Here is a 12,412-nt window from a genome sequence, read left to right as displayed (position 1 = left end):
TTCGCCTTGCCATGATCAGAGTCGGAATTTTCCTACCAGCGTCTGCAGGTGCCCGCCCAGCCGGGCGAGTTCGACGCTGGACGCCGCGGTTTCCTCACTGGACGCCGCAGTTTGTTCGGAGATCTCGCGGACATTGGTCACGCTTCGATTGATCTCCTCCGCCACGGCACTTTGCTGCTCGGCGGCCGTGGCGATCTGGTGGTTCATCGACTCGATGGCCTGTACCGACTGGGTAATGCCATCCAGCGAAACGCCGGCCCGGCGAGTGAATTCGACACTGCTGTGAGCCAGTGTGCGGCTGCTTTCGAGGCTGCTGGCGACCTTTTCGGTACCGCTGTGCAACCCGTTGATCAATTGTTCGATTTCCTCGGTGGACGTCTGGGTGCGTTGTGCGAGGCTGCGCACTTCATCGGCGACCACGGCGAAGCCACGCCCGGCTTCGCCGGCACGCGCCGCTTCGATCGCGGCATTCAACGCCAGCAGATTGGTCTGCTGGGCAACGGACTTGATGACGTCGAGGACGCTGCCGATCTTGTCGCTTTCCTGCTTGAGGTCAGTCATGGCGGTGGTCGAGTGATTGACCTCGTTGGCCAGTTTGTCGATCTGGCCCATGGCCTGGCTGAGGACCTCGCCACCTTCGCGGGCCTCACGGGTGGCGCTGACGGCGGCATTGGAGGCCTGTTCGGCGTTGCGTGCGACTTCCTGGACCGTTGCGGCCATTTCGTTCATGGCCGTGGCGACCTGGTCGGTTTCTTGTCGCTGGTTGTTCACCCCGGCACTGGTCTGCTCGGTGACCGCCGACAGTTCCTCGGCGGCACTGGCAATCTGTACGACGCCATCACGCAGGCCGCCGATCAATTCACGCAGGTTGAGCGTCATGCGCTGCATGCTCACTTGCAGTGCACCGAGTTCGTCGCGACGCGTCACCGTGACATCGCCGGTCAGGTCGCCGGCGGCTACGCGTTCGGCCCGGCCCAGGGTTTCCACCAACGGTCCGACGATCAGCCGCGTGATGACCCAGGCCGCCAGGACGCCGAGCAGCAAGGCGGCCAGAACGGCGCCGGCGAGCCAGTTACGGGCGTTCAGGACGTCAGCGACGCGTCGTTCAGCCTGGTTCTGCGCCAACTGTTTGCTCGCCGCGAAGAGAATGGCGATGTCATCATTGAGCTGCGCCTGGACTTTTTCCGCCTTGCCCTGGGCCTCGGCGAACTGGCCGACGGTGACGCGATAGCCGGTCATCGCCTGTTGCAGGCGCTGCAGGCTTTCGGTCTGGGAAGGCAGCAGTTCGTTGAGGGTTTTCAGATAGGTGCCGGCCTGGTCGATAGCGTCCTTGGCCGGTTGTTCAAGCTCGGCTTTCAGGCTGTAGCTGTAACCCCTGAGTTGAAACCGGGCTTGCTGGACCAGCATCTGCGCGTTGACCAGCGCATCGACCTGGGGCTGGTTGCCACTCGAGGCGGCGCTGTCCTTGAGTTTTTGCAGCTCGGCCACGGCGGCGTCGGCATGATTGCCGAACACGGCGCGCGTTGCATCGCGGGCCTGGACGAACTGGCTGAAGTCGTTGAAGTGCGTGCGATAGCGTTTCACCGAATCACTGGCCAAGGCGATCTGCTCCAGATCGGACGGGGCCACGAAGACCGAGCGGCTGTAGGCGAGGTGGCTGTCGAGAGCGTCCAGCAGCTTGACCACGTTGGCGGCATGTTGCGGGTCGGCGGTCATTGTGTAGGCCAGACGGCCGATGCGCACTTCCTTGGCCAGGTCGTTCAGCTTGGCGATATCGAGGATTCGATCACTGCGATTGCTCAGTGACTGGATACCCGACCAACCGGTGGTTGCGATCAACAGGGTCAGCATGATGACCACGCCAAATCCAAGGATGAGTTTGGTCCTGACGCTGATGTTTTCCAGCATCCTGTTGATGGGTGCAAGCATTGAGCAACTTCCTTGGTTTTAAGCCACAAATAGGCGGGCGTTTGCGCCCGTGGTCATCTTATGTCGGCTGTAATGCTCGGAGCTTGATGCAGGTAATAGGATGTTTGTTGAGGTTCAGTATTGATGAGGCAGTGCGATTTGCCGGCTGCCGACCAGTTTTCCCCATTTCTGGGTGGGTAGATAAACCCGGACCATCGTGGCGATCGGGTTGATAAAGGGGGTTTTCCCGAGTTGCGTATTGGTGCTGGTCGTGACACCGAGCAAGCCATTGACCACGGCACGAATCAGCAGATGTTCGCAGTTGTTCTGCCCGGCGAGAAACATCGACTTGCCACTGTCGACAGTGGGCAGGCAGTAGGCGCACAAGATATTTTTTGCGTAGGCCTTTGGAATTCCCATGATATGGAATACTTCGGCGCGGGTTTTCCATCGGTCGAAGGCGTTGTCGGCATAACCCACGTAGGTCGAGTTCTCGCCGGTGTTATGGATGATGTAGATGCAGGCTGTTGTCGCCGGGGCGGGGTTGACCGAAGGCGTGGCATCGTCGCCACATGCGAGCCCCATATCCCACGAATGATAGGTTTCGAAACGGAATTCCGCGATCGCCATTACCCTGCTCCCTGGTTTTTGGAGGGAGATCGTATCAGAGGCCAAATGGCCCCACTAGATGTTCAGTCTCCCGCGTAGCGGCAGTCTTCGGTGAGAGAAGGGTTAGACCTCAGTTGGCCGCGCATGATGATTTGGACTTTGGCTTACGCCTCCGTCGCCGATGGTCAGCCGCTCCGTGCCGCACTACGAAGATTGGACTGAACGACTAAGCGATGAAACGGGGCAATGAGAAAAATATAGAGGCGACCCAAGCGATTGTGGCAGTGAACAACGGTCGACAGAATCAATTGACGTTTAGCTCCCGGCGACGACTGAGCGGAACACAGAACAGAGAGCCTGAAGTCCAGGTGCTTGTCGTCTTCTCCAAGAACCACTTCAGTTGGACTTGTGCTGTAGATCTTGAAGATGCCGAGCCGGCCCGCTCCGCTCTCCGCATCCAGTGATGCGAGATGCTTGGCTGTCTTGAGGCCGAAACCGGCCACGAGCGCGTCTCGAACCGCCATGAGGCGGCTGATCCAAGGTGCTTGGTGAGCGAAGATGAACCTCGCCAACAATTCGGGATTGGTTGACGCCCCGGTGGGAAGCTCGATCGAGTAAGCGTCGGCGAGATTCATCGATGCGTAGGCTTTGGCAATCGCCGACTCGGGAGGAAGCGACACTGATGTTGCGTGATGGTGTTTGGTTGACATGTCTGCGGCCTATGGTTCGTTTATTTCAGCGTGAAGCCCCGTCTTGCCGCCACCAACGCATAAAATTGATAGCTCCCAAGTCCCTGGGCAGGAGATCAGGCCCGCCGCGCCATCAGCAGCACCGACGCGGCCCCGGACAGCAGTACCGCACAACCGCGATTGAACAGGCGTTTGCCCTTCGGTTCGGCGAACCAGCGACGCATATGGACGCCCATGTAGGCGTAGGCGCTGATGGCGATCAGTTCCAGCATCAGGAACAGGGCGCCCAGCACGGCGAACTGGGCTGAGATGCCTTGCGCCGGGTCGATGAACTGGGGGAGGAAAGCAGTGAAGATGAGGATGGCTTTTGGATTGCCAGACGATGGGCAATATATACTATTGTCTTTTGAGCATACCAGGACCATCGCAAGCCTATGAATGGGGCAAAAGTCTACAGCTATACACGCTTCTCTGATCCGAAACAGGCTCTTGGGCACAGCGCCGACCGCCAGCTCCAGTACGCGAAGGTTTGGGCAGCAGAGCGCGGCCTGACCCTGGACGAGAGCTTGTCGCTTAAGGACGAAGGGCTGTCCGCGTTCCATCAGCGGCACGTCAAGCAGGGGGCGCTGGGCGTCTTCCTTCTGGCCGTTGATGAGGGGCGTATACCACCTGGTTCAGTGCTGATCGTTGAAGGGCTGGACCGGCTAAGTCGAGCAGAACCAATTCAGGCTCAGGCGCAACTGGCGCAGATCATCAATGCTGGTATCACAGTGGTGACTGCCAGTGATGGGCGAGAGTACAACAGGGAGAAGCTTAAGGCGCAACCCATGGACTTGGTGTACAGCCTCCTTGTGATGATTCGTGCACATGAAGAAAGCGATACCAAGAGCAAGAGGGTGAAAGCGGCTATTCGCCGGCAGTGTGAAGGTTGGATGGCTGGAACATATCGAGGGTTGATCCGCAATGGTGGTGACGCCAATTGGCTCAAGTGGACAGGCTCTGCCTGGGAGTTGATACCGGATCGCGTAGAAGTTGTTTTGTTGGCTATCGAAAAATATAAGGAAGGGCTTGGTTCTGATCGCGCTTATCGGTTCATGATCGAACGTGGTTATAACCTCAACACCGTCGGCATCAACGCAGCACAGCTGTACCGACTGATCAAGTTGCCCGCATTGAAGGGCGTCAAACGACTTGCAATTGATGGTGAAGACTTTGAGCTGCCTGATTATTATCCACGGCTGATGTCTGACATTGAGTTTGATGAACTTCAGTTATTGACTACGCAACGCAGCAGGCGCCGGCCAAAGGGGGCAATTCCAGGTGTTGTGACGGGCATTGGAATTAGCTACTGCGGATATTGTGGTGCTGGTATGACAGGCGTGAATCAAATGGCGAAGATTCAGGCAGACGGGATGCTGCGTGACTGCAATCGCCGCTTAATCTGCCTTTCGAATTTGAATGCTAAAGGCTGTTCGCATGGAAGTATCAGTGTGGCTCCGGTTGAACGTGCGTTGATGGCGTACTGCTCGGACCACATGAATCTCCAGCGCCTACTGGAGCCCGCGCATGATGGTCAGGATCTTCGGGTCCATCTGATGAATGCTCGAAAGGTGGTCGACGATCTTGATCGCCAGTTATCTCGTGTGACCGAAGCATTGCTGGCGGGGGAAAGCGATGGCGCTACGCCGATGGTGTTTGTCAGGAAGGCTCGGGAGCTGGAAGAGCAACTGCAAGCGGCGAAGGTTGCAGTCCAGCAAGCTGAACGCGAACTGGTAAGTGCGACCTCGCGTCAGGCGCCAGCAGATGCCAGGGTGTGGGCCAACCTGGTGGCGGGGGTCGATGCTCAAGAGGTGGGGCCACGAGAGATGGTGCGCCAACTGATGATGGACACCTTCGAAAGGATCGTTCTCTACATTCGCGGGGTTGTACCCGACGGGCGCAAGTACATCGATGTGTTGCTCATTGCCAAATCTGGTCAGCGTCGATGGATGCGGATCGAGCGCCGGACAGGTCAGTGGGCGGCCGGTAGCGACCGCCCTTAGCAATCAAGCTGCAAGCTTCTTGCTATGGCCTTGACATGGTGGGCTGGCATGAACCACCAGGTGTCCCTGTCCCTCCCAGAAGTTCTCCTGTACCTCGACGCACACGCGCCAGGCTGCCCAGGCAACGTCGTCGCCGGAAGCCAGGATGTTGCCTTGCTCGTCGACGATGGCCATACGGGCTTTTGTGCCCATTGGGCCTGTTGCGGTGAAGCCGGTGCTGACTGTTGCGCTGAGGTTCACACCGTCCAGTTCAGGGTTGGGTAGGGCTGCTTTCATGCTGCCTCCGAAATGGTCACCGGCTCCCAGGCCGACTCGCAGAGCCCGTAGGCGCTGGAGCAAGCGGTGGCATCAGTGGCAATCATCAGGTCGTACTGGATGCCGCCTCGGGCTGTCTTCGACCATTCCACTGCTTGGCGGATGCTGGCTATTTCCATCACCTCTATAGCGGGTAGGCCGGCTATTGAGCCTCTTGGGTGTTTTGCATTGGAGCCCGCGAAGAAGGTTGCTGCGCCGCTCTTGCTCGCTTGCTGCGTCAGTCGCTCCCAGCGGTCAATCCGGTCGATGACTTCGGGGAAGCGTAGGGCGATCTCGCGCAGCTCATCCTTACGGCAGTTGATGCAGGGCATGCACCCCACACGGCCCATGCCCTGGGAGTACAGTGGGTTCGGCTTTATGTCCATGTAACGATGGGCCTCGAACACCGCTGGGATATCCCACTTCAGGATCGGCCTGTAGTTGAACAGCCCTCCACCAACCTCGTCGCACTCAGGCAGGTAGCGCCTGTTCAGTGATTCGTCGGCCCGGACGCCTTGCCAACTGACCAGCATGTCGCTCTTGCCCATCAGTGGCATGACCACCTGCTCCAGCATCGGATCGCGCTTCAGCTCCATGGTGCAGAACTGGGCCTTGCGGGAGGGGAATCGACCTTTCCAGATGCAGAGGTCGAGGAACGGATTACCGGTCGGTTGCAGCACGTCGAGTGCGGCCAACACGACGGCTTCGTCAATGCCTTGTTCGCGCCACTTGGCTTCTATGAACTTGCGTTTGCCGGCGATCTGGCGTGTGAAGTCGGCGCGAACCCGGGTGATGGGCACGCCGGTAGCCTGCTCCAGGTAGTCCAGATACTGATAGGTCTGTTCATGCTCGTTGCCGGTGTCCGCGAAGACGGCCTGCAGGTTTGGTGTTTCCAGGGCGATGGCGACCAGCAGGGTTGCCGTACTGTCCTTACCGCCGCTTACGCTAACGATGTTATGGGTGGTCATGCTGCCTCCTGCATTTCGGCTTCGGGAAACAGTGGGTTGGCCTCTAGCAGTGCCCTATAGGGCTTCGGCGAGACCGAATTGCCACACATTTTCACTTTGGCCTTGTTGGAGAACTTACGGCCGTCGTGCCCGAAATCTATCTTGTAGTCATGTGGGAAACCCTGGATGTGGTACAGCTCGGCTGGGGTGAGCATCCGCATGCCGATATCGACGATCACGTATGGGTTGCCCTTGATCGTCACCGTCACCAGCGCCAGGCGGTCCCGGGTGGTGATGGTGGCGGCCGGGTCGCGGGCGTCGTAGGTGTTGTCGCTGCCGTAATAGCCCATCAGGAATGCGGCGACGCGCTCTGCGCCTTCCTGATGCTTTGGAGATAGAGTGCACTCCACCAGCGCCAGATGTGTCCCGCCGGCGGTGATGGCAGGAGCTTGATCGCGAAGATCTTCACCAATGCTGTTGTTACGCAGGGTCACGAGGCTGGCGGTCACAACGTTCTGCTGGCTGCCGGTGGTGGTCAGCGCAGTCGCTGGCTCCTCCGGGTGGCGGCCGAGAGTGGTGTTGTATCCCCCGTTGTGTTGTGCAACGTAGGCAGCGTTCACCAGTGTTGGCGTCACAACGGCGAAGTGGCCACCTTTGACCTCGCTGCAGATCGTTCGCCCGGGCTCGTCCGCCGGCATGTTGCGCTGGTTGCTTGCATTGGCGTGCTCGGTGATGAACGGCGCCACGACGGGTTGTACCAGCGCGAACCCCTGGCCGCCCGTGATCGTCGCCGCCGGTGTGTCAGTCGACTGCCCTCTGAAGTCGTTGCCACCATGGTTGACACTGACGATGAAGGGGTTGGGGTGGTCCAGCAGGTAGCGACGAATGCCCTTGCGGATGCGCTCCATAGTCTTGGGCTTCAGCGGGCGGCGAACGCTTGCTGCCTTGCCTTCCTCGGTGTCGAGGAAGATGGAGGGGCAAGGTAGGTTCCAGTCAATGCAGCTAGCGATAGGCTCCCACGGCAGTTGTCCAGGCCCTGGCACTTTGGCGTGGGAGGCCTCTGGCCAGTTGAGCTGGACGCCGTCCTTGCGGGCGATGAAGAACAGGCGTGCACGGGTGGTGGCCGCGCCGAAGTCGGCCGCTACCAGCTTGTCATAATGGAATTTGTAGCCCATGCCACTCAGGATCTTCAGGAAGCGGCGCCAGGTGTGCCCCTTCCGTTTGGGGTCCGGGATCAGGAACTGTTCCTGCACCGATACGCACTCACCAGGTGCTGCGACGGTCCCGTCGAGGCGGATCACGCGACCGGTCGCCTTGCAGCGTTTGGCGATCAGCGGTCCCCATTGGAGAATCTGCATCACGTTCTCCATGGTGAGCATCAGCGGCAGGGTCTGGCCACACCACTTGATCACCATCCACGACAGGGCCCTGCTTTCCTTACTGCGTGGCTGGCCGCCAGCTGCTTGGCTGTGATGTGTGCATTCGGGGCTCGCGTGAAGACGCCCAACGGGACGGCCTTTGGTTGCGTCCCGAGGCTCTACCTTGCGGATGTCTTCGCGGTAGTGAGTGGCTTGCGGGTGGTTGACGATGTGCATGCTGATGGCGTCGTCGTCATGGTTGACGGCGATGTCCACGCTCTCACCCGTGGCTTGCTCCGTGGCTTCCGAGGCTCCGCCGCCACCCGCGAAGAGGTCGACATTCAGGTACTGCCGGAGACTTAGGGACATCTGCCCGTAGTAGATGGCCTCGGCGAGGTTGTGTTTGCGGAAAGCAGTCATAGCGTCACCGCCATGGCATGGACTGTGTCACCCTGCAGCAACTTGGTTAATGCCCGGATCTGAGTAAAAAAACGTTTTCGGCGGGCCTGACCATCGATGTGCGGGTGAACATCTGTGGCGGCGTCGAGGAGTCGCTTAAGTAGCAGGCTGCGTTGAGAGAGATGTTCTTGTAGGTCAGAGTTCTTGATCTCGAGATCCAGTACTGCTGAATTTTCCTTTTCCGCCTCAGTCCTAGCTGCGGCCATCGCAGGGCGTAGGCCGCTGATATCGCTGAGGACAAGGTTGCGGTGTTCGTCGTCGAACCATGGCCCAGGATTGAAACCTGCAGCAGCCAGAAGATCATCCGCCTGGCTCCGGGCATCGCCTATCTTGGCGATCATCCTCTCGCTCCCTGTCATTGCATGAATAGCCCGGATTTCCTTGTTCTTGTCGTCCAGTGCCAGGTCGGCTTTGTCCAGTCTTGCCTGGAGTGCGTCGACCTTGGCCTGCAGGTGCTGCTTGTCCAGTGCCTGCTTGGCGATCTGCTCCGTCAATTCGCCCCGAACGTGGTCGAATGCGCCATGGGCAACCCACTCGCCCAGATCGTGCTCTTCCATACCGCCCTGCTCGGTGAAAATGAAACGATCAGGGGCGAGTTGGCTGGCAAGGAGATCGCTCTTGGCCTGCTGGACGCCCTTGCTCAGTGTCAGCTCGGCAATGTGCTTCTGGGCAGCATCTAGCAGCAGCCACACCTCCGTCATGCCGGCAAATTCGGCAACGTGGCGCGGTGACATGGTGGCCCATTCGCGGGGCTGGACGTCGGTCAGATCGGCGGGCCAATACTTCCGGCCTGCTGTCGATTCAGGGAATGGATTCGCGTGGCTTGAAGGGTGCATACACCCCACGACAGGCTGCGCGAGCGGGCGATTCTGAGCGTTCAGCGTGGCTTCAGGGGTTGCTGCCTCGCGCAGCTTTTCGTGGGGTATAAGCGCCTCGGTGGTGGCGCGGGTAGAGGCAATAATGCCTGCTGCTGCGCAGCAGAGACTGTTTTTTACGGGCGTGTCGATCCCGTTGTCGTTGCGGAGCAAAGCGGTCTGGGTCTGGGTGTTGTCCTGTGAGTGCGTCATACCGCTTTTCTCCGGTGTTCGATAGCAAGTTGATCCATCAGGCGCTGGTGGTAGGTGAGCCGAGCTTCGGTCGCGGACCAGGGACGGATGGTTTCAGCTATGGGTTCGATGCCGATCAAGACATCCCAGATGGCCGGGTCGGGGGGCATTAGGTCTCGGCGTTCGGTGGCCAGTGCGATCAGGTCTGCGTGTTGTACCGACTCCGGTAACAGCGGGCCGAGGCCAAAGCGCACGCATATCTGGAGCCAAAGCACATGCTCCATTTGCTGGTAAGCAGCCATGACCTCCTTGATCGGTCGCACCATGTCGCCGATGTAGGCCTCGGTGGCATCGTGGAGCAGGGCGGCCAGTTTGTGCTCCTCGGGCACCAGGTCGGCGACCATGCAGCTGTGTTGGGCCACGCTGTAGAACTCGTGGGTGTGGCCGTTGAACCGGCACAGGTGCGCCAGTGCGTGGGAAATATCCCGTGGGTCAATCTGGCCGGTTTCAGGTCGGAGCACGTCGAACTGCTGGCCGGTACGGGTGAGTATCTGGCTCATCACGCGGCCTCCTTGCGCAGGTCGGCCAGCAGCAAAGCGTTGTCGGTGTCCTTGTGCAGTTTGCGCAGGGCCTCGTAGCCGACCAGCTCTTTCAGTTGACGGTCGAACTCTTTGCGGTGCCGGGTCAGGTCACGCAGTTTTGTGGTGGCATTGGTGTGCTGCTGTTGCAGTTCACCAGCTGCTTGTGGGGTGAGGCGCAGCATCATGGGGGACCGTTTCATGCTGCCGTCTCCTGCACGATAGGTTCCAGCAGCGCTGCCATGGTCTGAGCCTTGTCTCGCAGCTCAAGCGCTGTCTTGGTCGAGCCAGGGGCAGAAAGTACCCTGAAGGTTTCAGCGGCCAGTTTCAGTTGGTCGGCGATTGCGAGCAGTGCCTGGCGTTCGTCTTGCCCGAATTTCGATGCGGCCAGAGCGCGCTTATAGTGTTGGTAAAGTGATTTGTGATTGCTTTTGGCCTGTTCTAGCAGCAGCTGCAGCTCGCGGATCGCCTCCGAGTTATCGGCCTGCTGAATGGCTTTGCCCTCGTCGATACCCTCGAAGTGGCCATCGCTTCGGCCGCCGCGATAGCCGCCCCAATAGGTGAGGCCGACACAAAGGATGAGGGCGGTCAGTGCGCAAATCTGAATTGCGGTCATGTGGTGTGCTCCTAGTAGTTTCATTGGCTGGTGGTGGCAGCCGTTTGGGTTACTGGTCTTGCTCGGGTGAGTCGGTCTGCAGCTTGGCGTGGTCCTCATCCGCCCTGTAGGCGCGGATGTCGATCAGTGCGGCGACATGCTTGATATGTGCGTACTTCGGTGCCTTGCGGCTGCTGTCCAGCGTGGTCACGGGCAACTGAATCCGGCCGCTGCTGATCTCGGCCGCGAACGACTGCTCGTTGAGGTTGCGGAAGTACTGCACGCGCAGCTTTTCCAGGGGGATAAGCACGTCACCAAAGGTGCGATAGAGCAGCTCGACGGTGGCCGTTTCCGGTGCTGGCATAAGCCGTAACGGGTTCTGGTTGGCATCCTTCATGCGACAAGTTCCGTCCGGGTCTTTTTCACTGTATGAAGATCTCTCAGAGCACCCTCGGCCGTACTGCCGCTGCCGATCATGAAGCTGTCGTCTGAGCTGCTTTCGTGGGTTGTCAGCAAGATCGTCAATGTCTGGTATCGGTCTGAGTTGTATTCGCTGATGTTGAGCTGGGTAGAGCTGGCTCTGTAGTTCGACTCCTGTTTTAGGAGGCTGGCAATGGCGGCTAGCTTGAGTTGTTCTCGCTGGATCGAGGTCGGGTTGGTCTGGCCCGGCAAGGCAGCGATTGGCCCCGGCTCATTTGGCTCAGTCGCCTCGGCGATGCGCTGCAGGGCTTCTGCGAGGCATTCCGGTGTGCGTTGATCAATGGGGGTGCGCAGTAGGGCGAGGATCTGCTGATCGATCAGGTTGTGGTCCATGGTCCTTTCTCCGTTTCGGGTGGTTCCAGAAGTTCAGGCAGTGGCGTTTGGTCAGCTCGCGCAGATGCTCCGGCACTTCAAGGAGCGCGGCATTGCGCTCCTTGCGAGTGGGGAGGGCGATGATCTGGCGGGCGTACTCCCTAGGCCACGTCACGGTTGTCTGCCGGGATGGCAGGAAGATCGAGCCCGAGCTGGTTAGCCAGCCAGGCAATGCCGGCTTGCCGGACCTTGGTCGACTGGCTGTACTGCATGCCCAGCTCGTTGTGGTACCAGTTGCTGTCCTTGACACGCAGGTACTCGCGGTCACGGACTGGGAAGGCCGGCAGATTGCGGTCGGTGAGCAGGCCTTTTTCACGCATCAGCTTGATCAGCTTGGGGCGGGTGAGGCCGAAGTACTTGGCGGTCTTTTCGAGGTTGCGTTCCATGATCGTCGTCCTCAAGCCGCATGCGCGGCAGGTGTAGCCGCTGCTGCAAGGTGACGGATGGATTCAGCGATCTTTTCGAACATCTGCACATCTGTGCCACATGCGGTGAAACACTTGGTGTGAGGGCGTTTGACGCCGATGCTCATGATGGTGGTGACGGCCGTGCGTGTGTGATTACGGTGGATGGCAACCTGGACCGGCAAATCGAAGCCGAGATCCAGGCTCAGGGTGCCGCCGGTACGAACCAACTCGAGCACCTGGTGCATGTGGTCCGAATCAAACGTGGCGTATCGCCGATCCGCGTGGGGAATGTGCGGTTCCAAGGCAGCATCACACTGGTGAGCTGGGCCGTTGGCAATCTCTTCAATGAAGTCAGCCAGTTTGAGATGGGTTTTCTTGCCGTTCGGCAGGGTCAGCGAGTGGCGTTCGCTGCCCAGTTCGACGGTGAACGCGGTGTCCGATTTGTTGCGCTCTACCTTCAAGCGGAACGCCAGGGCCTGACGCTGAGGTGTGGAGCGAAGAACGTGCAGAAAGGTTTCGCTCAGGTTGACCTGGGCGCTGAGCAGGCTCAGGGTCCGGTTATCGATCTTGAACTTTCTCATGCTGCCTGGCCCCCATCGTTAGGGTCGAAAGGGGCGGGCACGACAGA

General features: G+C 59.4%; 15 protein-coding genes and 1 pseudogene. 1 reads left to right on the top strand and 15 read right to left on the bottom strand.

Translation table 11 applies throughout. The annotated features are described in order from the left end of the window. Positions 1 to 15: 15 nt before the first annotated feature. The 4 genes and pseudogenes from HX866_RS12960 to HX866_RS12945 all read right to left on the bottom strand — a co-directional run. Complete coding sequence (locus tag HX866_RS12960) at positions 16 to 1,908, bottom strand: HAMP domain-containing methyl-accepting chemotaxis protein (RefSeq protein WP_177093315.1); 1,893 nt, start codon at positions 1,906 to 1,908, stop codon at positions 16 to 18. 135 nt (positions 1,909 to 2,043) lie between these two features. Beyond that, positions 2,044 to 2,538 carry a hypothetical protein gene (locus HX866_RS12955; protein ID WP_177092167.1) on the bottom strand — a complete coding sequence of 165 codons (495 nt, stop codon included), beginning with the start codon at positions 2,536 to 2,538 and terminating at the stop codon, positions 2,044 to 2,046. A 164-nt stretch (positions 2,539 to 2,702) separates the two neighbouring features. Continuing rightward, on the bottom strand, positions 2,703 to 3,227 hold the full coding sequence (locus tag HX866_RS12950; RefSeq protein ID WP_177139941.1) for a DUF2867 domain-containing protein: 525 nt from the start codon (positions 3,225 to 3,227) through the stop codon (positions 2,703 to 2,705). 95 nt (positions 3,228 to 3,322) lie between these two features. After that, positions 3,323 to 3,589 (bottom strand): annotated as a pseudogene (locus tag HX866_RS12945) (LysE family translocator); the annotation flags it as partial. A 51-nt stretch (positions 3,590 to 3,640) separates the two neighbouring features. Between HX866_RS12945 and HX866_RS12940 the strand changes: the two are divergent. Continuing rightward, entirely contained in the window at positions 3,641 to 5,248 is a 1,608-nt protein-coding gene (locus tag HX866_RS12940; RefSeq protein ID WP_177139940.1) for a recombinase family protein, read from the top strand. 3 nt (positions 5,249 to 5,251) lie between these two features. On the opposite strand, the gene HX866_RS12935 is transcribed toward HX866_RS12940, so the two are convergent. The 11 genes from HX866_RS12935 to HX866_RS12885 all read right to left on the bottom strand — a co-directional run bounded on the left by HX866_RS12935 (position 5,252) and on the right by HX866_RS12885 (position 12,365). Further along, positions 5,252 to 5,524: a hypothetical protein gene (locus HX866_RS12935; RefSeq protein WP_177139939.1), complete on the bottom strand. Its 273-nt coding sequence runs from the start codon at positions 5,522 to 5,524 to the stop codon at positions 5,252 to 5,254. Continuing rightward, positions 5,521 to 6,510, bottom strand: coding sequence for a phosphoadenosine phosphosulfate reductase domain-containing protein (locus HX866_RS12930; RefSeq protein ID WP_177139938.1), 990 nt, complete (start codon positions 6,508 to 6,510; stop codon positions 5,521 to 5,523). Before HX866_RS12930 ends, HX866_RS12935 begins: the two co-directional genes overlap by 4 nt. After that, positions 6,507 to 8,267 carry a DNA cytosine methyltransferase gene (locus tag HX866_RS12925; RefSeq protein WP_177139937.1) on the bottom strand — a complete coding sequence of 587 codons (1,761 nt, stop codon included), beginning with the start codon at positions 8,265 to 8,267 and terminating at the stop codon, positions 6,507 to 6,509. Before HX866_RS12925 ends, HX866_RS12930 begins: the two co-directional genes overlap by 4 nt. Then, complete coding sequence (locus tag HX866_RS12920; protein ID WP_177139936.1) at positions 8,264 to 9,373, bottom strand: hypothetical protein; 1,110 nt, start codon at positions 9,371 to 9,373, stop codon at positions 8,264 to 8,266. Before HX866_RS12920 ends, HX866_RS12925 begins: the two co-directional genes overlap by 4 nt. After that, the gene (locus HX866_RS12915; protein ID WP_177139935.1) at positions 9,370 to 9,912 is read right to left on the bottom strand and encodes a phosphohydrolase; all 543 of its coding nucleotides are present in this window, start codon (positions 9,910 to 9,912) and stop codon (positions 9,370 to 9,372) included. The genes HX866_RS12920 and HX866_RS12915 overlap by 4 nt, the downstream gene beginning before the upstream one ends. Beyond that, complete coding sequence (locus HX866_RS12910; RefSeq protein ID WP_177139934.1) at positions 9,912 to 10,133, bottom strand: hypothetical protein; 222 nt, start codon at positions 10,131 to 10,133, stop codon at positions 9,912 to 9,914. The genes HX866_RS12915 and HX866_RS12910 overlap by 1 nt, the downstream gene beginning before the upstream one ends. After that, on the bottom strand, positions 10,130 to 10,546 hold the full coding sequence (locus HX866_RS12905) for a hypothetical protein (RefSeq protein ID WP_177139933.1): 417 nt from the start codon (positions 10,544 to 10,546) through the stop codon (positions 10,130 to 10,132). The genes HX866_RS12910 and HX866_RS12905 overlap by 4 nt, the downstream gene beginning before the upstream one ends. A 49-nt stretch (positions 10,547 to 10,595) precedes the next feature. Further along, entirely contained in the window at positions 10,596 to 10,922 is a 327-nt protein-coding gene (locus tag HX866_RS12900; protein WP_177139932.1) for a pyocin activator PrtN family protein, read from the bottom strand. Next, the gene (locus HX866_RS12895) at positions 10,919 to 11,338 is read right to left on the bottom strand and encodes a hypothetical protein (protein WP_177139931.1); all 420 of its coding nucleotides are present in this window, start codon (positions 11,336 to 11,338) and stop codon (positions 10,919 to 10,921) included. Before HX866_RS12895 ends, HX866_RS12900 begins: the two co-directional genes overlap by 4 nt. Before the next feature lie 140 nt (positions 11,339 to 11,478). Next, on the bottom strand, positions 11,479 to 11,763 hold the full coding sequence (locus HX866_RS12890; RefSeq protein WP_177139930.1) for a phage antirepressor KilAC domain-containing protein: 285 nt from the start codon (positions 11,761 to 11,763) through the stop codon (positions 11,479 to 11,481). Between the two features lie 11 nt (positions 11,764 to 11,774). Next, positions 11,775 to 12,365, bottom strand: coding sequence for a hypothetical protein (locus tag HX866_RS12885; RefSeq protein WP_177139929.1), 591 nt, complete (start codon positions 12,363 to 12,365; stop codon positions 11,775 to 11,777). Positions 12,366 to 12,412 lie beyond the last annotated feature (47 nt).

This window comes from Pseudomonas gingeri, from assembly GCF_013386165.1.
GTDB classification, from domain to species: Bacteria; Pseudomonadota; Gammaproteobacteria; order Pseudomonadales; family Pseudomonadaceae; genus Aquipseudomonas; species Aquipseudomonas gingeri_C.
This window is presented reverse-complemented; position numbering and strand designations above follow the sequence as displayed.

Bases quoted from the DNA above. Each gene is read 5' to 3' on its own strand.
- HX866_RS12905 (WP_177139933.1), bottom strand. From the start codon at position 10,546: ATGACCGCAATTCAGATTTGCGCACTGACCGCCCTCATCCTTTGTGTC.
- HX866_RS12950 (WP_177139941.1), bottom strand. From the start codon at position 3,227: ATGTCAACCAAACACCATCACGCAACATCAGTGTCGCTTCCTCCCGAG.
- HX866_RS12940 (WP_177139940.1), top strand. From the start codon at position 3,641: ATGAATGGGGCAAAAGTCTACAGCTATACACGCTTCTCTGATCCGAAA.
- HX866_RS12915 (WP_177139935.1), bottom strand. From the start codon at position 9,912: ATGAGCCAGATACTCACCCGTACCGGCCAGCAGTTCGACGTGCTCCGA.
- HX866_RS12960 (WP_177093315.1), bottom strand. From the start codon at position 1,908: ATGCTGGAAAACATCAGCGTCAGGACCAAACTCATCCTTGGATTTGGC.
- HX866_RS12920 (WP_177139936.1), bottom strand. From the start codon at position 9,373: ATGACGCACTCACAGGACAACACCCAGACCCAGACCGCTTTGCTCCGC.
- HX866_RS12930 (WP_177139938.1), bottom strand. From the start codon at position 6,510: ATGACCACCCATAACATCGTTAGCGTAAGCGGCGGTAAGGACAGTACG.
- HX866_RS12895 (WP_177139931.1), bottom strand. From the start codon at position 11,338: ATGGACCACAACCTGATCGATCAGCAGATCCTCGCCCTACTGCGCACC.
- HX866_RS12925 (WP_177139937.1), bottom strand. From the start codon at position 8,267: ATGACTGCTTTCCGCAAACACAACCTCGCCGAGGCCATCTACTACGGG.
- HX866_RS12910 (WP_177139934.1), bottom strand. From the start codon at position 10,133: ATGAAACGGTCCCCCATGATGCTGCGCCTCACCCCACAAGCAGCTGGT.
- HX866_RS12885 (WP_177139929.1), bottom strand. From the start codon at position 12,365: ATGAGAAAGTTCAAGATCGATAACCGGACCCTGAGCCTGCTCAGCGCC.
- HX866_RS12935 (WP_177139939.1), bottom strand. From the start codon at position 5,524: ATGAAAGCAGCCCTACCCAACCCTGAACTGGACGGTGTGAACCTCAGC.
- HX866_RS12900 (WP_177139932.1), bottom strand. From the start codon at position 10,922: ATGAAGGATGCCAACCAGAACCCGTTACGGCTTATGCCAGCACCGGAA.
- HX866_RS12890 (WP_177139930.1), bottom strand. From the start codon at position 11,763: ATGGAACGCAACCTCGAAAAGACCGCCAAGTACTTCGGCCTCACCCGC.
- HX866_RS12955 (WP_177092167.1), bottom strand. From the start codon at position 2,538: ATGGCGATCGCGGAATTCCGTTTCGAAACCTATCATTCGTGGGATATG.